At 65.2% G+C, this 20,035-nt stretch carries 20 protein-coding genes; 2 read left to right on the top strand and 18 right to left on the bottom strand.

The annotated features are described in order from the left end of the window. Positions 1-111: 111 nt before the first annotated feature. Positions 112-288 carry an RSP_7527 family protein gene (locus DQG17_RS21710; protein WP_157973631.1) on the bottom strand — a complete coding sequence of 59 codons (177 nt, stop codon included), beginning with the start codon at positions 286-288 and terminating at the stop codon, positions 112-114. A 217-nt stretch (positions 289-505) separates the two neighbouring features. On the opposite strand from DQG17_RS21710, the gene edd reads away from it, so the two are divergent. Together edd and eda are read left to right on the top strand one after the other, a co-directional pair. Next, complete coding sequence (gene edd, locus DQG17_RS15260) at positions 506-2,311, top strand: phosphogluconate dehydratase (protein WP_116133721.1); 1,806 nt, start codon at positions 506-508, stop codon at positions 2,309-2,311. 78 nt (positions 2,312-2,389) lie between these two features. Beyond that, the gene (gene eda, locus DQG17_RS15255) at positions 2,390-3,031 is read left to right on the top strand and encodes a bifunctional 4-hydroxy-2-oxoglutarate aldolase/2-dehydro-3-deoxy-phosphogluconate aldolase (RefSeq protein WP_116133720.1); all 642 of its coding nucleotides are present in this window, start codon (positions 2,390-2,392) and stop codon (positions 3,029-3,031) included. 205 nt (positions 3,032-3,236) lie between these two features. Here eda and DQG17_RS15250 read toward each other — a convergent pair whose 3' ends face one another. The 17 genes from DQG17_RS15250 to DQG17_RS15170 all read right to left on the bottom strand — a co-directional run bounded on the left by DQG17_RS15250 (position 3,237) and on the right by DQG17_RS15170 (position 19,916). After that, entirely contained in the window at positions 3,237-6,035 is a 2,799-nt protein-coding gene (locus DQG17_RS15250; RefSeq protein WP_116133719.1) for a glutamine-synthetase adenylyltransferase, read from the bottom strand. 88 nt (positions 6,036-6,123) lie between these two features. Then, positions 6,124-6,948 (bottom strand): serine O-acetyltransferase, encoded by an 825-nt coding sequence (gene cysE, locus DQG17_RS15245; protein ID WP_116133923.1) that lies wholly within the window; start codon positions 6,946-6,948, stop codon positions 6,124-6,126. 175 nt (positions 6,949-7,123) lie between these two features. Then, a complete protein-coding gene (locus DQG17_RS15240; RefSeq protein WP_157973630.1) occupies positions 7,124-7,831 on the bottom strand; it encodes a DUF2793 domain-containing protein in 708 nt (235 codons plus the stop codon). Next, positions 7,824-11,762, bottom strand: a complete 3,939-nt coding sequence (locus tag DQG17_RS15235) for a glycoside hydrolase/phage tail family protein (RefSeq protein WP_116133717.1) — start codon at positions 11,760-11,762, stop codon at positions 7,824-7,826. Before DQG17_RS15235 ends, DQG17_RS15240 begins: the two co-directional genes overlap by 8 nt. Beyond that, on the bottom strand, positions 11,762-12,202 hold the full coding sequence (locus DQG17_RS15230; protein ID WP_116133716.1) for a peptidase: 441 nt from the start codon (positions 12,200-12,202) through the stop codon (positions 11,762-11,764). Before DQG17_RS15230 ends, DQG17_RS15235 begins: the two co-directional genes overlap by 1 nt. Positions 12,203-12,207: 5 nt before the next feature. Further along, on the bottom strand, positions 12,208-13,134 hold the full coding sequence (locus DQG17_RS15225; RefSeq protein WP_116133715.1) for a DUF2163 domain-containing protein: 927 nt from the start codon (positions 13,132-13,134) through the stop codon (positions 12,208-12,210). Then, positions 13,131-13,763, bottom strand: coding sequence for a DUF2460 domain-containing protein (locus DQG17_RS15220; RefSeq protein WP_116133714.1), 633 nt, complete (start codon positions 13,761-13,763; stop codon positions 13,131-13,133). Before DQG17_RS15220 ends, DQG17_RS15225 begins: the two co-directional genes overlap by 4 nt. Positions 13,764-13,783: 20 nt before the next feature. Continuing rightward, positions 13,784-14,440 (bottom strand): phage tail tape measure protein, encoded by a 657-nt coding sequence (locus tag DQG17_RS15215; RefSeq protein ID WP_116133713.1) that lies wholly within the window; start codon positions 14,438-14,440, stop codon positions 13,784-13,786. A 3-nt stretch (positions 14,441-14,443) separates the two neighbouring features. Further along, positions 14,444-14,632 (bottom strand): rcc01693 family protein, encoded by a 189-nt coding sequence (locus DQG17_RS15210; protein ID WP_116133712.1) that lies wholly within the window; start codon positions 14,630-14,632, stop codon positions 14,444-14,446. Continuing rightward, positions 14,629-14,955, bottom strand: coding sequence for a gene transfer agent family protein (locus DQG17_RS15205; protein WP_116133711.1), 327 nt, complete (start codon positions 14,953-14,955; stop codon positions 14,629-14,631). The genes DQG17_RS15210 and DQG17_RS15205 overlap by 4 nt, the downstream gene beginning before the upstream one ends. A 3-nt stretch (positions 14,956-14,958) precedes the next feature. After that, a complete protein-coding gene (locus DQG17_RS15200; RefSeq protein WP_116133710.1) occupies positions 14,959-15,372 on the bottom strand; it encodes a phage major tail protein, TP901-1 family in 414 nt (137 codons plus the stop codon). A gap of 47 nt (positions 15,373-15,419) precedes the next feature. Then, complete coding sequence (locus DQG17_RS15195) at positions 15,420-15,830, bottom strand: DUF3168 domain-containing protein (protein WP_116133709.1); 411 nt, start codon at positions 15,828-15,830, stop codon at positions 15,420-15,422. Then, positions 15,827-16,174 (bottom strand): head-tail adaptor protein, encoded by a 348-nt coding sequence (locus DQG17_RS15190; RefSeq protein ID WP_116133708.1) that lies wholly within the window; start codon positions 16,172-16,174, stop codon positions 15,827-15,829. Before DQG17_RS15190 ends, DQG17_RS15195 begins: the two co-directional genes overlap by 4 nt. After that, a complete protein-coding gene (locus DQG17_RS15185; RefSeq protein WP_369908049.1) occupies positions 16,171-16,776 on the bottom strand; it encodes a hypothetical protein in 606 nt (201 codons plus the stop codon). Before DQG17_RS15185 ends, DQG17_RS15190 begins: the two co-directional genes overlap by 4 nt. 159 nt (positions 16,777-16,935) lie before the next feature. Further along, the gene (locus DQG17_RS15180; protein ID WP_116133707.1) at positions 16,936-18,105 is read right to left on the bottom strand and encodes a phage major capsid protein; all 1,170 of its coding nucleotides are present in this window, start codon (positions 18,103-18,105) and stop codon (positions 16,936-16,938) included. 40 nt (positions 18,106-18,145) lie between these two features. Continuing rightward, positions 18,146-18,706: an HK97 family phage prohead protease gene (locus tag DQG17_RS15175; protein ID WP_116133706.1), complete on the bottom strand. Its 561-nt coding sequence runs from the start codon at positions 18,704-18,706 to the stop codon at positions 18,146-18,148. A 4-nt stretch (positions 18,707-18,710) separates the two neighbouring features. Further along, positions 18,711-19,916 carry a phage portal protein gene (locus DQG17_RS15170; protein ID WP_116133705.1) on the bottom strand — a complete coding sequence of 402 codons (1,206 nt, stop codon included), beginning with the start codon at positions 19,914-19,916 and terminating at the stop codon, positions 18,711-18,713. Between the last annotated feature and the right edge of the window lie 119 nt (positions 19,917-20,035).

Raw genomic sequence — 20,035 nt, 5'->3', positions numbered from 1 at the left:
GAAAAGGATAAAGCCCCGGCGTGTGGAACTGCCGGGGCCTTATCGGCAAACGGGTCATGGGAACCGATCTCAGGGGTGGTCCTGCGGTCCTGTGACCGCCGCCGCGGTGGGTCAGGCCGGGTGACGAAGCGGACGACCGCGGAACACACCGCGCAGCCAGCTGGAAAATGCGACAGCCTGCTCACGGATGAATTCGGCCCGAAGCCGTGCCGCCTCGCGTTCGATCTCGGAGAAGTCGCTGAATTTGGTATTTGTGTCGCTGAAGTGGTCGAGCGATTGAACTGTCATGGGTCCTGCCTTTTCAAATGAACTAGCGGTCCCTCCCTGCCAACCGATATAGTTCAACATACTTGACCTAGATAGCGCTATCAGTGAAAGCCCGCCTTGCAGAAACCACATGGCAGGCGTCAATATCCCCGGGAAACACCCGGCGACATCGCGGCCGGGAATTGCGGCGTTAGCGCTAACCAGCTATACCGTTCGCAGCAGCGAAGGAGAGAGTTCGATGGACCTCAACCCCACGATCGCCCGAGTGACCGAACGTATCGTGCAACGCAGTCAGGACAGCCGGAAGGACTACCTCGAGCGGATGCGGCGCGCAGCCGAAACGGGGCCGGCGCGGGCGCATCTGAGCTGCGGCAACCAGGCCCATGCCTATGCGGCGATGGGGGCCGAGAAGGACCTTCTTGCCGAGGGACGGGCGCCGAACATCGGCATCGTCACCGCCTATAACGACATGCTGTCGGCCCACCAGCCCTTCGAGAGGTATCCCGAGCTGATCCGCGAGGCCGCGCGCAAGGCAGGCGCGACAGCCCAGGTGGCCGGCGGGGTTCCCGCGATGTGCGACGGTGTCACCCAAGGCCAGACCGGCATGGAAATGAGCCTGTTCTCTCGCGACGTGATCGCCATGGCGGCAGGTGTCGCGCTATGCCACAACACCTTCGATGCGGCGCTGTTCCTCGGCGTCTGCGACAAGATCGTGCCGGGACTGATCATGGCGGCGGCAAGCTTTTCGCACCTGCCGACGGTGTTTCTGCCGGCCGGGCCGATGACGTCGGGCCTGCCCAATGACGAGAAGTCGAAGGTGCGCCAGCTTTTTGCCACCGGCGAGGTCGGCCGTGACAAGCTGATGGAGGCCGAGATGGCCTCGTACCACGGTCCGGGCACCTGCACCTTCTACGGCACCGCCAATACCAACCAGATGCTGATGGAATTCATGGGGCTGCACCTGCCGGGCGCAAGTTTCGTGAACCCGAACACGCCGCTCAGGGATGCCCTGACCATTGCCGGGGTGGAGCGTGCGGCCGCGATCACGGCCCTCGGCAACGAATATACGCCCGTGGGCGAGGTGCTGGACGAACGTGCCTTCGTCAACGGCATGGTCGGGCTGATGGCAACCGGCGGATCGACCAATCTGGTGCTGCACCTGCCGGCAATGGCGCGTGCGGCGGGGATCCATCTGACGCTGGAGGATTTTTCCGAGATTTCGGACGCGACACCGCTGATGGCGCGGGTCTATCCCAACGGCCTTGCCGACGTGAACCATTTCCACGCTGCCGGCGGACTCGGCTATATGATCGGCGAATTGCTGGGCGCAGGTCTGCTGCACCCCGACACACGGACCGTGGCTGGCGAGGGGCTGGCGCGCTATACCCGCGAGCCCAAGCTGCGCGACGGCGCGCTGGTCTGGGAAGATGGCCCGGAAGAAAGCCTGAACGACAGGATCCTGCGCCCCGCCTCCAATCCGTTCCAGGCGAGCGGCGGGCTGAAGCAGCTCGATGGTTCACTGGGTCGCGGGGTAATCAAGGTCTCGGCCGTCGCCCCCGACCGCCAGGTGATCGAGGCGAAAGCTCGGGTGTTCCACGACCAGGCCTCGGTCAAGACTGCATTCCAGGCCGGCGAGTTCACCGAGGACACGGTCGTCGTCGTCCGCTTTCAGGGCCCATGCGCCAATGGCATGCCCGAACTGCACGGCCTGACCCCGGTGCTGTCCGTCCTGCAGGACCGCGGGCTGAGGGTTGCGCTGGTAACAGATGGACGGATGTCGGGGGCCAGCGGCAAGGTGCCTGCAGCGATCCATGTCAGTCCCGAGGCCGCCGCCGGAGGACCAATTGCGCGCCTGCGAGACGGTGACCTTGTTCGGGTCGACTCGCTGGCCGGGACGCTCGACGTTCTGGAGGACGGCTTCGCCGAACGCGCACCGGTCGTGATCGACCTGTCGGGCAACGAATTCGGGATGGGGCGCGAGCTTTTTGCCAATTTCCGCCGCAACGCGGGGCCGTCGACCACCGGGGCCTGCGCGGTGCTCTGACCCGTTGTCACCGCACGCGATGGCTGCAACAACACCCGCGGATCTACCCGCCAACCCGCGCTGCGGAGGAATGAACTGATGACACCCGAAGAAGCAAGCAAACGTGCCGCCGAAATCTGCCGTCTGGCGCCTGTGGTTCCGGTCCTCGTGGTCGAGGATCCGGCAAAGGCGCGGCCGATAGCCGAGGCGCTGGTGGCCGGCGGGCTTCCCGCGCTCGAGGTCACACTGCGCACTCCCGCAGCGCTCGAGGTGATCCGCGAGATGGCCAAAGTGCCGGGCGGGGTCGTCGGCGCAGGCACCCTGCTTACCCCCGCTGACGTCGCCGCGGCCAAGGACGCCGGCGCGATGTTCGGCGTCTCGCCCGGCGCCACCGACCGCCTGATGTCGGCCTGCGAGGAGGCCGACCTGCCGCTTTTGCCTGCAGCGGCGACAGTGACTGAAGTTATGGCCCTGCTCGAGCGCGGCTATACACTACAGAAGTTTTTCCCGGCCGAGATCAATGGCGGGGTGCCCGCCCTGAAGGCGATCGGTGCGCCCCTGCCCCAGGTCACCTTCTGCCCGACGGGTGGTGTCAGCCCCAAGAACGCAAGGGAATACCTGGCGCTCAGCAACACGATCTGCGTGGGCGGAAGCTGGGTCGCACCAAAGGATCTGGTCGATGCCGAGGACTGGGACGCAATCGAAGCCCTGGCCCGGGAAGCGACCAAGCTCGCCCTCTGATGGCCGACCGGGGATAGCCGTTTCGGGGAAGCGGCGCTGTTGATCGCGGCGCCTCTACTCCGGCCGGCGGCGTCCTGCACAGACTGGCGGGTCGCCTTCTGCATCCGGGGTACAGATCGAAAGGGGATCGGCGGGCCACAACCCCGTCAGGTCCGTCGATACGACAGACCCGACAGTTACCGGTTCTGAACCCGGGCTTGCGTCGTCAGCCGTCTACCTTTTGGGGTCCGGTACGGGCAAGCATGTGATCAACGATCTCGGCCGCGGTCTGCCGACGCCCGGCAATCATTTCGATCAGAGCCTCGACATCCGGCGCCCCGGTCTCGCGTGCCATCACCTCCCAGCCGCCCAGTCCCAGACTGTCTGGCTCGAACGGACCATCGACGATCAGCTTGCCGATGCTCTGAACCGAGCGCGCCAGCCGATAGCTTGCGGTCAGCTGATCAGCCTCGTCCGTGGTGAGCCAGCCCCCCGCAGCCGCCGCAAGCAGTTGTCGCGCCGTGGTGCGCGCCTGTGATCCCTGTAGAAGTGCCGCGGTCTGCGCCGCCAGTTCGATGTCCTGCAGGCCACCCGGCCCCGATTTCACGTCGAACGGCCCGGCTTGCGCCTTCGCTTCGGCCAGACGGGCCCGCATGTCGCGTACGTCGGCCAGGATCCTTGCCGGATCTCGCGGCAGGCAAAGAACCTCGGACCGGATCCGTTCGACGTCCCCCACGACCGCGGCCGAACCGGCAACAGGCCTCGCGCGGGTCAGCGCCAGATGCTCCCAGGTCCAGGCATCTGTTCGCTGGTAACTCTCGAAGGCCGAAAGCGCAGTAGCAACCGGCCCCTGCTTGCCCGAGGGGCGAAGCCGCATGTCGACCTCATAAAGCTTGCCCTCGGCCGTCGGAGCGCTCAGGGCGGTCACAATCGCCTTGGTCAGCCGGGCATAGTAGGTTGCAACGGACAGAGGACGCGGCCCCTCCGAAGCCTCGATACCCGCGGCATCATAGATCATGATGAGGTCGAGATCGGATTGGGAATTGATCCAGCCCGCACCGAGAGACCCCATCCCGAGCGCGACACCGCCGCGGCCGGGCAAGGGGCCGTGCGCGCGTGCAAAGTTGGCCGCGACCACCGGAAGCAGGGCCTTTAGAACGGCCTCGGCCAGATCGGCGTATTGCCGCCCCGCCTCGGGAACGTCGATAACGCCGCGCAACAGATGCACGCCGATCCGGAAGTGCCATTCCTTGTGCCAATGGCGCGCGGCGTCGAGCTGTCGTTCGTAGTCGGAGCTTTCGGAAAGTCGCTGCGAGAGCTCCGCAGACAATGCCGCCGGGCCGGGCCATTCATCAAAGAATGACCCACCGATCACGGCATCCAGAACCTGGGAGTTCCGGGAAAGATACCGTGCCAACGCCGGTGCAGTCGCGGCAATATCAACGATCAAAGCGCGCAGATTGGGATTGGCCTCGAACATCGAAAACAGCTGCACTCCCGCCGGCAATCCGGACAGGAACCCGTCAAAGGCCGAAAGCGCCTCTTCCGGACGAGGGGCCGCGTTCAAGCGGGCCAGCAGATCGGGCTTCAGCCGCTCGAAAATTGCCTGCGCGCGGCTCGACCGCAGTGCCGGATAGCCACGCCAGCGTTCAACGATCTCGGGGTCTGCAACTGCGGGGCTCTCTTCTGCCCCCTTCAATCCGGGGGCAAAAAACTCCTCGGTCCTGTCCCGCACAGCCGTCAGCCGCTCCTGCAGACGCGCCTTGAACCGGGCAGTGTCCGCCTCGCCGCACATCCGGGCGATACGGTCAAAGCCTTCGTCATTCGTCGGCAGTATCTGGGTCTGTGCGTCCGAAACCATCTGCAGCCTGTGCTCGATTTCTCGCAAGACGCTGTAGTGATCGGATAGCTCCGCGGCGACATGCGCTGGAATCCAGCCTGCCTCGGACAGGCAGGACAGCGCCTGAACGGTTCCGCGGACCCGAAGGTCAGGGTCCCGGCCGCCCGCGATGATCTGCTGGGTCTGGGTGAAGAACTCGATCTCGCGAATGCCGCCGGGGCCAAGCTTCACGTTTCGGCCGGTCAGACTGCCGGTCTCGTATTGTCCCCGGTGTGCGCGGATTTTCAGCCGCATGTCGTAGGCATCCTGGATCGCGGCAAAGTCCAGATGGCGCCGCCAGACAAATGGCCGGATATGCTCAAGGAACCGTTCGCCGGCGTCGATGTCCCCGGCACAGGGGCGTGCCTTGATAAAGGCAGCCCGTTCCCAGGCGCGTCCGACCGATTCATAGTATCGCTCAGCGGCATCCATGGACAGACAGACCGGCGTGACTGAAGGATCTGGACGAAGCCTCAGATCGGTGCGCCAGACATAGCCATCCTCGGTCTTGTCGCTCAGAATCGCCATCGCCCGCCGCGTTGCTCGAATAAACGTCGCGCGCGCGTCCAGATAGTCCTTGTCCGCAAAACGGGTCTCGTCGAACAGGCAGATCAGGTCGATATCGGAGGAATAGTTCAGCTCGAGGGCGCCCATCTTGCCCATTGCCAGCACAAACATGCCGCCGCCAGTCGCGACTGCGTCCGCGGACAGGCCGGGCAGCTTCTTCTTTTCGATCTCAATGGCAATTGAAGTCTTCAGCGCCCGATCAACAGAATAGTCCGCAAAGACGGTGAGCGCCTCGGTGACCTCCCGCAGCGACCAGACGCCCGCAAGATCCGCAAGGGCGGTATAAAGCGCGAGCCGGCCCTTGGCCCGCCTCAGTCCGCGCTTCACATCCTCCTGCGGCGCCAACGCCGCGGGGGCGGTCAGTTCCGGAAGAATCTCGCCAGGATCCCGCTCGAGCGCTTCCGAAAGCCACTCGGCCTCCTTCTGGATAAGCCCCCGAAGGTAAGAGCTGCAGCCTCCTGCCCCCAGCAAAAGCTCGCGGATCTCAGGCGCAAATGGCGGCAGACCGGCGGCCATATCCGTTCCCGCCTCCGGGTCAAACGGGATCGGGACGCGAACGATTTGATTTGCGAACGTCATGCAGCGTTGATGACGCCTGCGGAAGATCGGGTCAATCCACGGCAAGATACGGCGGTGACGCCTTGGCCATCACGCCGCATCAAAGCCCCTATTCCCCCGCAGACGAACTGCGTCCGGACAGCATCTGATCCATCGAGATCGAGGGTTGAGAGCATCCCGCCTTGCCGATGATCCGTGCCGGCACGCCGGCAACGGTCACTTTCGGCGGAACATCCTCCAGCACGACCGATCCCGCTGCGATACGACTGCACGACCCGACCGAGATATTCCCGAGGATCTTTGCCCCGGCGCCGATCATGACGCCGTTGTGGACCTTCGGATGACGGTCGCCATCCTCCTTGCCAGTCCCGCCAAGCGTGACCGAATGCAGCATCGAGACATTGTCGCCGACCACTGCGGTTTCGCCAATGACGATCGAATGCGCGTGGTCGATCATGATCCCGCGGCCAAGCACGGCCGCCGGATGGATATCGACGCCAAAGACTTCGGAAACCCGCATCTGAATGAAATAGGAGAAATCGCGACGGTCCTGACGCCACAACCAGTTGCCGACGCGATAGGCTTGCAGTGCCTGAAAACCCTTGAAGAACAGGATTGGCTGCAGCAACCGGTGGCAGGCCGGATCGCGGTCGAATGTCGCCACCAGATCGGCTCGCGCCGCGGCGCCGAGATCGGGATCCGCGGCATAGGCCTCGTCAGCGATCTCCCGCAGGATCTGTTCGGACATCTCGCTTGACGCAAGCTTCATCGAAATCCGATAGGCCAGCGCCCGCTCCAGCGTCGGATGGTGCAGCACGCTCGAATGGATCAACCCGCCCAGCAGCGGCTCATCGGCCACGGCCACACGGGCTTCCTGCGTGATCCGGCCCCACACAGGGTCCAGAGTGGCAATTTGGTCCATCGTACCAAGCATCATGCGTCGCTCCCGATCGGGTCCGGAATGGAGTTCGGTTTTGACCATTCTTACCTGAAGCCGTCCGGGACCGAAACCCTGACTGTTTCCGTCGCCTCGTCGACAGAACGTCACTCTCCAGTGATGATCGTCGACAAAAGGTAACCGGGCCGCGGGACCGGCACCTTTCACCGGGTCAATCGGGCAGCCGGATCGAATAGTAGTGAGCGGCGACACGAAGCCGTCCCGCCACGAACGCGCCCCCGACGGGTGACAGAAGCGGCTGAACAGCGGAATAATAGGTCGTCGGCTGCGACAGGATCCCGGTGCAATACGACCCCGCCCCGGTGCCCATCCCGGTTCCGAACTTCGTCGCCTCGCCACCAAGCCCAAGGCTCCAGGCGCTGGCCGTGCCCGTCAGATCCTCGACTACCCGCGCCGAGCAGGCAAACAGCATCGCATTGGCCGGAATGTCGAGAGCGACCGACTGGGCGCCACCGGCGACCACGGCATGCTCGGCCTCGACGACGACAAACCGTGACACTGCAAGATTCGGGGACAGGGCCAGAACCCCCTCCTGCCAAGCGCCGCCGAAGAACACCGCCTCGCAGGATTCATCCTCAATCCAGCCGCGCCAGCCATCCCGCGGCGGGACAAAGATCCATCCGCCGCCGCTCGCAATCGCCACGTCTCCGCCGTGGCCGAACCAAACACCGGACGCTGCGCTCGGGACAGCATAGCAATCGCCATCGGCAAACGTCACCGGCGGCGCGGGCAGACTGCGCGACCGCAATACCAGATGGGCCAACCCGTCCAGACGTACCAGCGCCTCGTTCACCGTGACGTGTTTCTGAGCCTGACTGGGTTGGATCAGGGGTAACCCCAAGGAGGCTGTGTTACTCATGGATGTCGATCCTTCTGAATTGTCCCGGCCCAAAGCGGTCGGAAACCTGTGCCACGCGGACAGAAAACGCACCCGCCGCTCCGTCAGCCGACCGCCGCGCTGCGTCATAGGTCCATACCGGCGATCCGACGAATTCCTCGCGCACGACCACGCCGGCGACGAGCACCTGCACAAGGTATTGCTCGACGCTTTCGCCCAAAGCCACGTCGAGCGATTCCCAGCTGTCGCCATCGATCCGCGTCCGCCGGATCCAGGTGAACTGCAGGTCCCCGCCGACGTCGCGGACCCGCAAATGGACGGGAGCATAGGGGCGAAGGCCCACGCCGGCAAAGGCATGGATTTCATGCAGATACGAGGCATCGTCAAAGGGCCGGTTCTGCGGGCCGAACAGATAGTGCCGCTCCAATCCCCGTGCCGATGCCGCCAGATCGATCTGTTCCGGCGCTCCGTCAAGCAGGACAACGTGGCTGCCAACCGGCCAGGCCATCGGCGTTTCCGCGTCGGTCCCGAGCTGTCCGCGCAGCCTGTGACCAAGTTCGAAGGTCGAGCCACCTAGCGGTGTCGCTTCCGCGAACTGGAACACTTCCCAAATCCCGGTCGCGGGATCTCCGATCGCAGCTGCATTCGCCCCGTTGAGCATCCGCTCTTCCGAACAGGGGCTGGTGGCGCCGGAACTGAAGCGCACCCTAAGCGGTGCCCCACGATCGAAGATCCCAGGCGATATCGGTTCCAGCACCGTTTCGGTCAGGCCGATGACCGCACGCTTGCCGATCAGGCTGTTCAATCGATAGCCGTCGTTTTCGGATGACGAATAGATCGCCACCGATCCCGGCCAGGGATTGGCCGTGATCGCAACATGAGGCGCAATCGGATCTTCCTTGCCGGTCAGCAGCGGAAGATCGAGAAACACCGAATAGACAGGCACCGGCGATTGCACGGGTTTGGCCCGGATCTCGTCTGGGACCGCCTCTCCCAGCCGAAAGACTGCCTCTTCGACGCGTACGGCCTCGACAATCTGGACATCACCGCTTTCGACCCGGTCGATCCGGTATCGCCCTTCACGATTCGGCGACGTGGTTTCGATCACATCGCCCGCCCGGACTTTGCGCAGCGAGCCAGGCAGCGCCAGGCGAACGGAATCGCGTGCCACCCGCGACTCGGTCAGCCAACGCTCGGCAATCGCGCGGGCCTCCTCGGTCGTCAGGCACATTGCCAGCTCACTTGACGAGACCGCAGGGTTGGTCTCGTCGGGAAACGCCGCCTCGACCGACATCACCTCGAAATCGCGGCCGGCGCGCAGACAATTGAGCCGCACCCGCCCGGCGATTTCGACCTCGGGCACGCGCTGCGTTTCCACATCCGGCCCAACCTCTTCGGTGACGGCAAGCGCATCCGCATTGATGGTGAAATCCGTCAGCCCGGTTCGGCTGCGGAAATGCAAGACGCCGTTGCGCTCCGAGGCATCGAACCCATGTGCCAGCATCAATGGCTGGATTGCCGCCCGCGCATGGCTCGCCTCTGCCAGAGTATAGCCGCGGACGCTGCCATACAGCCGTCTCACATCGACCTCCGGAAGACCCGCGCGCCCGCAGGTTTCGGCGACCACCGCAGCCAGCGATTCCGACGAGGTGCGCCCATTCAGCCAATGACCCTTGAAATAGTTCTCGCCGTCGCTCCAGAGCTCTGAATTAAGCGGGAAATGCGGAAAGGGCCGCGTATCCCAAGCCCAGACCAGCGAACGCGACAGATCAACCATCGCACCGCCATAGATGCCGGAAGCGGGGTTGTTCACGGGATCGCCCCAGAACGAATACATCGCCCGCAGGTACTGAGCCTGAACAAAGTCGTCCCGCGTTCCATCCGAGTAATAGGGCAGGCTCGATTCCGACGACTTCGGGTCGATGAACTTGTTGGGCTGGTTGGTGCCCTTGTCGACGGCCGCGCAGCCCATCTCGGTGAACCAGATCGGCTTGCTCTCGGGGATCCACGCCGTTGGTGCAGCGCCTCGCACACCGTCGACGCGGTCGTGATGAGCGTTCGACCACCAGCTTCGCAAGTCCTTGTAACGATAGATCCAGGGTTCGCCATGGGCGCCATCGGTGATCGGCAATCGATCCTGGGCGTCGCGGCCGGCCTCGTCGGCATAGTACCAATCGAACCCCTCGCCGCCGGCAACGTTCGACTTCAGATAGGCCACGTCATAGATCGACCCATAGGACGCGTCGGCATGATCGCCCCCGTCACGCCAATCCGACAGCGGCATGTAATTGTCGATCCCCACAAAATCGATCGCGGGGTCTGCCCAAAGGGGATCGAGGTGAAAGAACACGTCACCGCTGCCATCTTCGGGGTGATAGCCGAAATACTCGCTCCAATCGGCGGCATAGCCGATCTTTGCTTCGGGACCGAGAACCGCGCGCACCTCTGCCGCGAGCTGGCGAAGCTCCTCCACGGCCGGAAAGCTGTTCGCCTCGGCCCGGATCTGGGTCAGGCTGCGCATCTCCGATCCGATGCAGAAGGCGTCGACACCTCCGGCCACCGCGCACAAATGCGCATAATGCAGGATGAACTTTCGGAACGACCACTCGGCCGGCCCGGAATAGCCGACCTCGTCCCCGGCAACCGGGAAGTCATCGACCATGGCATCGCCGAAGAATGCGCGCACTTCCGCGCGGGCAGCAAGCGTGCCATCAGCAGATCCCGCGACGCCCGGCGCCAGCGATGTGGTAATCCTGCCCCGCCAGGGAAAGGGCGGCTGGCCAACAGCTCCCGACCAGGGATCGACAAGGGAATTGCCCTGCGCCTGCTCCATCAACAGGAACGGATAGAACGTCACCGCCTTGCCCGCGTTTCGCAATGCGCGGATCGCTTCCACGACCGACTGGTCCGTCGGCGTGCCGCCATAGACAGGGCGACCGTCGACCTTGGCGATTTCCCCAGCATCGTCACGAACAGCGCCGCCGGCGCGCCACGGCATGCTCGCCCCGTCGACCCCGTTCTGCTCGACCTTGGGTTTGATCTGGCAGCGATCGCAGCGCAGGTCGTCGCCAAACCAGGACACAATCAGCGACACGGTCTGGCAGACCGGCAACTCGTTGCTCAACTGTTCCAGCGAGGTGCGGAAATCGGTCTTGCCGCTGGAGGAGTTGACGTTGGCCGACCGGTTCCACCCGAGGCCCGTGGAATAATGGACTGGCGTGGTGGCCAGCGCGTACTCGCCCGTACCGGGGACCAGCGCGACCCCGCGGATGATCTGCGACAGGCTGCGCGCATGATCGGGAACGAACTCTGCGCTGGTCGGCCTTATGACCTCGAACGAGAATTGCGGCACCCGGTTGCCGAACCGGCCAAGCTCGACATCCTCCAGGACGACATAGGCAAGCCCGCGATAGGCCGGCGCGTTCCCGGCGCCCTCGACGGCCTCGATCTTGGGATCGGGCAGCTGGTCTTCGGCGCCCTTGTAGACCCGCATGTCCAATTCGTCGCGGCCGATCTCCTCGCCATCCGCCCAGATCCGCCCGACCGTCAGAATCTCGCCTTCGCAAAGCGCAATCGCCAGACTGATCGAATAGCTGTAGCTGCGCGTCGTCGCACCGCCACCGCCGCCCAGCATCCCGCCACCCTTGCCACCAGCTTCCTCGGTATCCACATGCTCGCGAAAGTTGGTAGCCCAGATCACCTGCCCGCCGGTCCGCATCCGGCCATAAATGTTGTCGACCCGGCCGCCCTCGCCGGCGCCGGTGATGCGAAAGCGGTCGATGCGGCCGGTCTCGACGACCTGACTGCCGCCGCCCAGCAGCCTCTGGTCGATCACCCGGCCGAGCGTCGCGCCCAGCGCACGGCCGATCACGGCGGTCGACAGGCCCAGGACCGAACCGCCCAGCGCATTGCCGGCGGCCGCGCCGACCGCCGAAAGAACGAGTGTGGCCATCAGTTCCCTCCTTGGGGAAAGTCGAAACAGGCGGCGATCCGCTGCTGCCACGGCTGCGAAAGCGCGCTTTCCACGACACCGTGACCGACATAGGCGTGGATGAAGCTTGCCGCGCCATCCCGCGACGCCGCGATCCCCAGATGCTTGGCAACGGCCCCCGAACGCATGCGAAACAGGACGACGGATCCGGGATCCGGGAGTTTTCCGGGGTCGCGCAGAACCAGATGACGCCCAGCAGCACTCCACAGCCTTTCCTCACCCGACGCCTCGGCCCAGTCCGATGTGTAGTGCGGCACGGCCTCCGGTTCCCGTGCGAACAACTCGCGCCAGACCCCACGGATCAGCCCGAGACAATCGGATCCCGCCCCTCGGCGCGAGGCGTGGTGGCAATAGGGCGTTCCGATCCAGCCCCGCGCGATCTCCACGATGTCGTCCCGCATGGCCGTCAAACCTCCCACACCGTGCCACCCGCACCGTTCGTGCTGCCGCCGTCGTTCATGCCGCTTTGTTTGGGATAGGCTGCCAGCCAATCCTCGGTCGGAATGTGCGGGAAGCCGCGGAAATTTCGGAAGTTGGCGAACTTCGCTTTGCAGGTCGCGGCACGCTTGTCGCAACCGGCCTCAAGGCGGACGGTATCGCCCACGGCCACACCCGCACGAAGGCTTTGCCACAGTTCGACCTGGCGCGACGCCCCCAGACTCCGGTCTGCCTTTACCAGCCCGACCAGCCCCCGCCCCGCCCCGCTCAATAATTCGACGCGCCCCCGGGTGAACCAACCCGCCTGGAAACTGCCAAGCCCGCTGAACCCCAGAACCCGTTCCCCCTCGCAGGTATCGATCACCGCCTCGACCGACATGCCAGGGGCTGCCATGACCACGCCGCACCGCCGGTCGCCAAGCAACGCCGAGCACTGGCTCTGAAAGACCCGCCCCTGAGGCTGGTTGAGGGGCTCGGTCAGGCCGCGCAATTCCGCGTCGAACGTGTCGCCGCGCCGCACAACCTCGCCAATCGTTCCGGCAAACTCGACATATCGCATCGCCGGATCGCGCCAGTTCACCAGCCAGACCCGGACCTCCGCTCCATCATACCGCCCGGCGGTGATATCCGCGTCAGCCAGTGCGACGTCGCTCAATGCGCCCAGCGCCTCGCCGTTGTTGACGGCAAGCCCCGTGGTCTGCTCGAAAGCCCGGGCCGAAAACCCGGTGTTCGCGCGATAGTTCAGGCCCTCGATCACCAGATCCTCGTCATGGTCTGTGAAACCGAGGGTCACGCCATCGCGCCGCGCCAGCCGCCAACACCTGCAGACCGTGGTCGCCCCTGTAGCAAGGTGTGCATGCAGCGCCTGTTCGGCCAGATCGGACTCGAGTGTCATGAGCGCACCTCGATCACCGGCACGTCGGGCACCTCGCCCGCCTGAAAGCTCACGGCCGAGGTCTGGATCGTGTCGGTATCGAACCTGACCGGAACGTCGAATTCGAACCCCGCCGTCACGATCACCCCATCCGCTGGTGCAACACTGAAACGGACAAGCCCTGTTGCCGGGTCAAGCTCCCACCCGGATCCTTCCGCAACCTCGGTCGCGTCAAGCGCCACCCGCACAGTTTCCGCCACCGGCTTCCGGATCGGTCGCACATAGGCAGCGCCCCCCGAGACGTAGCTCTTGGTCAACTGAAACTCGGTCGCCGTGCCGTCCCCGACACCGATGGTCTGATCAAGCGGCCCGACGGTTTCGGACGGCTTGCAGGATTTGAAGTCAGCCCAATCCTTCCACCGGAAACCATAAAGCTGCCCCATCCGCGCCTCGAAGAACGCGATCAGCGTATGGATGTCATCAAGCGACCTTGCCCCCACGCCGGCATCGTATTTCCGCCGCGAATGCGCCCAGGTCGTGTTGCGCTCCTCAAAGCCGTTGGCCAGCGCCACGATATCGGTGCGCCGCGATGGCCCGCCGCTCGAACCAAAGCTCAGCGCCGCCGGAAACCGGACCTCGTGAAATGACATGTTCACCCTCCCTGTTGCTCTCAGCGGTTCCGCTGCCCGCGGCCCAGCGCCCGGCCGAACTGCGCGGCAATCTGCGACCGGCTGCGCTGGAACCCGGCCACGTCAGGTGTCGAGACGTTGAAGACGACGTTGACCGGCTGCTGCCCGCCGCCCTGGGACCTGACGCCAAGCCGTCCGTCCGCTCCGCGGGTCAGGGGCATGATCGCCTCGGCGCCCGCCTCGCCCATCAGCCCGGTGCCGTTGCGCATCGGAAAAAGGCTCGGCCCGGTCACCACGCCGCCCTTGGCAAAGGGCATGATCCGCCCCTGGGCAAACGAGCCGCCATTGGCAAAGCCCAGCAGGTTCGAGATCCCGCCGCCGACCATGTCGCCAAGCTGGTTGGTGATCGGCTTCAAAGCCGCCGAATATGTGGCATTGACGATCGACTGGCCCACAAGCTTCAGCGCATCCGAGGCCTTCATCCCGTCAAAAACAAGCCCGTCAAAGGCGCGCCGCAACCCGCTGCCAATGCTCGACGACAGCGATCCGACACTCGATCCGGTCCGCGTCAGCCCTTCCTGCATCTTTTTCAATTCTGCGTCGAAGGCGCTCGCCATGTTCCCTGCACCGCTCAGGCTGGCATTCAGCGCTTCGACCTGGCGGTCGAAATTCTCCAGATCGTCGGTTTCGATGTCCATGAATCACCCCTCTGTCCGGTCCGGGAAAGAGCGCGCCAGCTCGTCCAGCCGCGCGCGGGTCATCGGTGGGCCGGCCGCATCGAGGCCGAGCATCACCATCAGTTCGACGGGCGTCAGCCGCCAGAATTCGACCGGTCGAAGGCCGAGCCCGGTCAGCCCCAGTCGCATCAACCCCGCCCAGTCGAGCCTCATCGCGCAGACGCCTCCGGCAGCGAAAAGGCGCGCGCCAGCATCTCGGCCGCCACTCGTGCCGCCTCAAGCGGCCCGCCCGCGATCTCGGCGGCACGCAGCTCGGCCGCGGTTCCAACCCAACCGCCGCCGCGCAGCCCCGCCACGATCAAGGCCAGCACGTCACGGGCCGAAAACCGGCCGGCCTCGAACCGCTCGACCAGGTCGATCAACGATCCCTCATCGAGCCCGGCCTCCAGTTCCGCCAGCGCGCCCAGCGTCAACTTGCAGACCATCGGCCGCCCGTCGAGTTCCAGCGTCACCTCGCCCGTCCAAGGATTGGCCATGGCTCAGATCGCAGTGAAAGCCAGCACGCCCGCCGACGCCATGGCCAATTCGTACGTCGCCTCGCCATTGTGGCTTCCGGCATATTCGATCGAGGTCACCTGGAACGGTCCCTCCACGATGCCGAAATCCGGGATCACGACCTGAAAGTCCGGCGTCTCCGAGGCAAAGAAGATCGCCCTCGCGCGTTCGTCGGTCGCGGCATCCTTGAACACGCCCGAGCCGCTGATCGTCGCCGATCGCATCCCCGACCCTGCCAGCAGCTCGCGCCACCCGCCCGCGCTCTCAAGGCTCGTGACGTCGATTGTCTCGGCGTTGAAGCTGACCCTGGTCGCGCGAAGTCCGGCCACGGTCGTGAAATTTCCGCCGCCCGTCATGTCGATCTTGATCAGCAGATCCTTGCCCGCCTGTGCACCCATATCCGTTCTCCATGTTCAGGTTTGCGGGACGCGGCCCGCGATATGTCTCAGTCCAGATCGACCCGGGCCTCGAACCTCAGGTCGATCCGGCGGCGGTTGCCGGCGCCAAACCGCCGTGCGACCGCCCTTTGGAACGTGATCCAGACGACACGGCCGCGCGACAGCGCAGGCCTCGCGCCGTGCAGCGCATCCGACACCGCCGCGGCGACGAGCTTTGCCTCGTGAAACCCCGCCTCGGCCGTCACCACGCTGACCGTGAAACGGTGTCGCGCGCCCACACCCGTGCCGTCGTCAGCTTCATAGACCTCCTCGGGTCCGATGCTGACATAGGTTTCGGGCACGGCACCGGCCGGCGGCACATCGAAGATCGCGCCGTTGACAAGCCCCGTCAGACCCGGGTCCGCCATCAGCCGCGAATAGACGGCCGCCTGCAATGCGGCCGCGGCGCCATAGCTCATGGGGCGATCTCCTCTTCACGGGCGAAACAGGTCAGAAACCGGCCATCGGTGCCGGTCTCGACAACAGCCAGGATTCGGAACACCCGCTCGTTCTCGCGAAATCGCTGGTCCGGCCGCGGCCGGTTCAATCGGCCTGGCGGTGCCGCGCGTACCGTGATCTGGTAGGCGCCCGAGGAAACCGCCACCGCGCCCTCCTCCGCTTCCCTTCCAGAACTCGCCCGAACCTCGGCCCAGACAACGCCCAGGGACGACCAGTTCTGGCGCGCACCCCCGGCCCCGTCAGACACCGGCACTGGCGTCTCCAGAACCAGCTTGCGGTTCAGCACCGGGTCAGAGCCGCTCATCGCCCCCTCCCGCCGCCGACCCGCAGATTGCGCCAGCGGTCGACCAGCGAGGCGACGCCATAGGGCATGACCGATCCCCCGACACGCATTTCGTGACGATATTCATAGTAATAGGCCGCAAGCAGCATCACCGCCTGCGCCAGATCCGCCGGCACATCCGCCCAGGCCGCGCCGAACCCGGCGGTGAAATCGATCACCGCGGACCCCTGAGGCGGGATCGTCGGCAAAAGCAGCCCGCGCGCGATCAGCGCCGGGCGATGGGTATCCTGCTGCAACCGGTACTTGGCCGGATCGACAACGCTCTCCCAGTCCAGGCAATCGACGATCCTGACTGCGCGGATCGCCGACACCGGCGCCAACTGCAGGCTTTGCGCCCGGCTGTCGCGCCACCCCGCCACCGTCAGCGAAAAGTCGCGCTGCAACAGGACCTTGCCGGTCCAGGATTCGACCGCAGCGATGGCCGCCCGCAGGAAGGTCTCCAACAGGCTGTCTTCGGCTCCCTCGTCGGCAAACCCTGTGCCAAGGCGCAGGTGGTTCCTGAAATCCGCAACCGGCAGAGCCGCCGCAGGCGCTGAGGTCTGCTCGACCAACATCATGCTCATGTTTCTCCGGATTGAACTGCCCCTGAAGCAAGTGACAGGCACGCGCCCCGCGTCGCTCGGACGGAGGGGGAGCAGCTGGACGACGCGGTTGAAGCAGGCTTCGGGCGCATACCTGACTGCGACCGGCACCAGGGCGCCAGCCGCCGATCTCGACCGGCCTCAGGCGGCCGAGAACTTCAGGACCTTGATCGCGGCAAAGTCGCTGACGTCGCCGCCAACCCGCTTGGTCGCATAGAACAGCACGTGCGGCTTGGCCGAGAACGGATCGCGCAGCACCCGCAGGTCGGGCCGTTCGGCAATGGTATAGCCGGCCGAGAAATCGCCGAATGCAATGGCGCCGCCCAAGCTCGACATGTCGGGCATGTCTTCCGAGATCAGCACACGGTACCCCAACAGGCGCGCCGGCTCGCCCGATGCCATGCCGTCAACCCACAGGAACCGGCCGTCGCCGTCCCGCAACTTGCGCACCACACCCGTGGTCTTCGAGTTCATCACGAAGCTGGCGCGGCTGCGATATTGCGACCCCAGCGCATAGACCAGGTCGATCAGCGGATCGGCAGTGCTGAAACCGCCGTTCGACCCGGTGGGAATATACCCCACGCTGCCCCAGGCCCAGGCATCGTTGGCGACCAGCGGATAATCCAGAAAGCCCTTCGGCTTGTCGACGCCATCCCCATTGATGAACGCCGCCGCCTCGGCGCGGGCGAACTTGTCGGCAATGCGGGTCGCAAGCCAGGTGTCGATGTCAAAGGCGCTGTCGTCGAGCAGCCGCTGGCTGACCTTCGGCATCGCCGAAAGCTCGTGCAGAGGGATCTGGATGCGATGGATCACCGGAGACTCGGTGTCGACGATGGTGCTGGCCTCGTTGGCCCAGGTCGACCCAAGGTCGTTCTCGTCGATGAAGACCTCGAACGACGAGCCTTCGATCGCCACCACGTTCGAGACCGCGCGCAACGATGCCCCGCTCTGCAGGATGCCCCGGATCGTCTCGGCGGTATCCGGCCCGACCAGATAGCCGTCGCCATCCGCGGTGCTCAGGGCCTTGGCTTCCAGCTCGACGCTGCGCAGCGCATCGACGTCGCCCGACCGCAGATAGGCCTCGAAAGCCTTCTGGTGCGGCGCGCCCATGGGCTCGGCCGCGGTGGCAAGCGCCGGGCGCCCGGCGAAGGTGGTCTTGCGATCCAGCATGTTCAGTCGCTCTTCCTGGTTGAGAATCTTGGATTTCATGTCTGCCTGAAAGTTCCTGAAATCGTTCAGAAACCCCGTCATGGCGGTCTGGACGTCAGGCACGTCTTTCCCGGCCCGAGCCTTGGTCTCGGCATCGTTCATCGCTTGGGTCCTTCCTGAGAGGTCGTGAAAACCGGCGGGCCTAGTCGTCCGCCAGGTCAAGGCGGGCCTGCTCGAAAGCTTCCGCCATGGCACGCATCAGACAGGCTTCGGGGCTCTCCCCCTTGGCGCCCACCCGCGCTTCGGGAAGCATCGGAAAGGTCACCAGCGACACTTCCCAAAGCTCCAGATCATGCAAAAGCCGCCGGCCCCTGCTGTCCTTCTCGGCCCGCCTTGTGCGATACCCGATCGACAGCCCGTCGATGGCCCCGGCCTCGATCAGCGCCGCCGCCTCGCGGCCCCTGGCGACATCGGTCAGGATCCGGCCACGCACGAACAGCCCCTTGCTATCCTCGCGCACCTCGTCCCAGACCCCGATCGGCTGCCCCGGATCGTGCTGCCACAGCATCTTCACCCGCCGCGACGCCTGCGCCAAAGCGCTCAGCGAGGCGGCATAGGCGCCCGGCTGGACAACATCGCCCCCCTGATCCGCCAGACCGAAGACCGAGGCATAGCCTTCGATCACCGAGCCATCCGTCACGGTCAGTGCAGCATCAAGCTGGCAGAACTTGCGCTCCAACCCGGCCACGAGAAGATCATCCATCACGCTACTCCCTTGCGTCGTACCGGCCATCCTCGGCCAACGGCGGCAGCCCCAGCAGGCTGCGCTTTTCGCCGGCGGTCAGGAAATCCGCCGCCCCGATCCGTGCCCATTGCGCCTCACGCTCGGCACTCAACGCCGGAATCCGGTCCAGATCGGGACCGATCTGCACCTCGTCGCCGGTGAACCGCGCCAGCCAGCCCGACAGCGCCGCCACAACGCGGCCCGCCAGCGGCAGCACCGTCAGGCGATAGAAGGCCCGGTTTGCCTCCTGATAATTCGCATAGGTCATGTCGCCGGGGATCCCGAGCAGCATCGGCGGCACCCCGAAGGCGGTCGCGATCTCGCGCGCCGCCGCCTCCTTGGTCTGCTGAAACTCCATGTCGGACGGCGAGAACCCCATCGGTTTCCAGTCGAGCCCACCTTCCAGCAACATCGGCCGCCCGGCATTGCGTGCGCCCTGATGATAGGTCTCCATCTCGCTCAGCAACCGGTCGTACTGATCGGGCGCAAGCGTTCCGGCCCGCCCGTCCGAACCGTGATAGACGATCGCCCCAGATGGCCGCGCAGCATTGTCGAGCAGCGCCTTCGACCAGCGCGTCGCCGAGTTGTGCACATCGATCGCCGTCGCCGCCGCCTGCATCGGTGACAGACCATAGTGGTCGTCAAGCGGATGAAAGCTCTTGATATGGCAGATTGCCGGCACCTCGCCCGAAACCTCGAACCGATGCTTGCGCCCGCCCACTGAATACTCATAGGCGACAGGCCATCCATCGGCACCGGGCACCAGGCTCATCCGGTCGCTGCGCAACACGTGCAACTCGAACGGCAGGCCGCCGTCGCCCACCGCCTCGACATAGCCGTCGCCCGACAGCATGATCTGGCCATAGAGCGCCTCGAACAGCTCGGCCCTGCCCTGCGCCCCATTCGGTCGTGCCAACAGGCTCTGCACCGGATGCGTGTCATAGCGGCATCTGGCGTCCTGACAGACCAACGGCAGGGCCGCCGCCGCTTCCGCGATCAGCTTGACCGCCCGAAACCCCACCGGATTGCCGATGAAGCCGGTCCGCGTCAGCGCCGGCGTATCGCGCGGCGACCAGACCGCCCGCCCGGCACCTTGCCAGGCGATCACCGGGCCGGTGGCCGAGGCCTTGCGTTCGGGCAGTTCGGCCGGGCCGGACCTATGGGACCCTCGCAGGAATTCCAGTACCATGCGCTCTCACTCCTCGTTTTCCGCCGGGGCCGGACCCCGGATGAGCTCGCCCGGCCCCCTTCCAGATGGCAGGGGGGCGGTCGCGCAGGGACAGGGCGCCGCCCCGCAGGACTGCACCC

The sequence above is a fragment of the Tropicimonas sp. IMCC34043 genome, from assembly GCF_003390845.1.
Lineage (GTDB): Bacteria > Pseudomonadota > Alphaproteobacteria > Rhodobacterales > Rhodobacteraceae > Tropicimonas.
Note: the sequence above shows the minus strand (reverse complement) of the source record. Positions and strands in the feature narration are given on the sequence as shown.

What these genes read in the sequence shown, in the direction of transcription:
- DQG17_RS15250 (WP_116133719.1), bottom strand. Translation starts at nt 6,035, where the DNA reads ATGACGTTCGCAAATCAAATCGTTCGCGTCCCGATCCCGTTTGACCCG.
- DQG17_RS15230 (WP_116133716.1), bottom strand. Translation starts at nt 12,202, where the DNA reads ATGCGGGACGACATCGTGGAGATCGCGCGGGGCTGGATCGGAACGCCC.
- DQG17_RS21710 (WP_157973631.1), bottom strand. Translation starts at nt 288, where the DNA reads ATGACAGTTCAATCGCTCGACCACTTCAGCGACACAAATACCAAATTC.
- DQG17_RS15205 (WP_116133711.1), bottom strand. Translation starts at nt 14,955, where the DNA reads ATGGCCAATCCTTGGACGGGCGAGGTGACGCTGGAACTCGACGGGCGG.
- DQG17_RS15215 (WP_116133713.1), bottom strand. Translation starts at nt 14,440, where the DNA reads ATGGACATCGAAACCGACGATCTGGAGAATTTCGACCGCCAGGTCGAA.
- DQG17_RS15180 (WP_116133707.1), bottom strand. Translation starts at nt 18,105, where the DNA reads ATGAACGATGCCGAGACCAAGGCTCGGGCCGGGAAAGACGTGCCTGAC.
- DQG17_RS15240 (WP_157973630.1), bottom strand. Translation starts at nt 7,831, where the DNA reads ATGAGTAACACAGCCTCCTTGGGGTTACCCCTGATCCAACCCAGTCAG.
- DQG17_RS15195 (WP_116133709.1), bottom strand. Translation starts at nt 15,830, where the DNA reads ATGAGCTATGGCGCCGCGGCCGCATTGCAGGCGGCCGTCTATTCGCGG.
- cysE (WP_116133923.1), bottom strand. Translation starts at nt 6,948, where the DNA reads ATGCTTGGTACGATGGACCAAATTGCCACTCTGGACCCTGTGTGGGGC.
- DQG17_RS15235 (WP_116133717.1), bottom strand. Translation starts at nt 11,762, where the DNA reads ATGGCCACACTCGTTCTTTCGGCGGTCGGCGCGGCCGCCGGCAATGCG.
- DQG17_RS15225 (WP_116133715.1), bottom strand. Translation starts at nt 13,134, where the DNA reads ATGACACTCGAGTCCGATCTGGCCGAACAGGCGCTGCATGCACACCTT.
- DQG17_RS15175 (WP_116133706.1), bottom strand. Translation starts at nt 18,706, where the DNA reads ATGGATGATCTTCTCGTGGCCGGGTTGGAGCGCAAGTTCTGCCAGCTT.
- DQG17_RS15185 (WP_369908049.1), bottom strand. Translation starts at nt 16,776, where the DNA reads ATGAGCATGATGTTGGTCGAGCAGACCTCAGCGCCTGCGGCGGCTCTG.
- DQG17_RS15200 (WP_116133710.1), bottom strand. Translation starts at nt 15,372, where the DNA reads ATGGGTGCACAGGCGGGCAAGGATCTGCTGATCAAGATCGACATGACG.
- eda (WP_116133720.1), top strand. Translation starts at nt 2,390, where the DNA reads ATGACACCCGAAGAAGCAAGCAAACGTGCCGCCGAAATCTGCCGTCTG.
- DQG17_RS15170 (WP_116133705.1), bottom strand. Translation starts at nt 19,916, where the DNA reads ATGGTACTGGAATTCCTGCGAGGGTCCCATAGGTCCGGCCCGGCCGAA.
- DQG17_RS15220 (WP_116133714.1), bottom strand. Translation starts at nt 13,763, where the DNA reads ATGTCATTTCACGAGGTCCGGTTTCCGGCGGCGCTGAGCTTTGGTTCG.
- edd (WP_116133721.1), top strand. Translation starts at nt 506, where the DNA reads ATGGACCTCAACCCCACGATCGCCCGAGTGACCGAACGTATCGTGCAA.
- DQG17_RS15190 (WP_116133708.1), bottom strand. Translation starts at nt 16,174, where the DNA reads ATGAGCGGCTCTGACCCGGTGCTGAACCGCAAGCTGGTTCTGGAGACG.
- DQG17_RS15210 (WP_116133712.1), bottom strand. Translation starts at nt 14,632, where the DNA reads ATGAGGCTCGACTGGGCGGGGTTGATGCGACTGGGGCTGACCGGGCTC.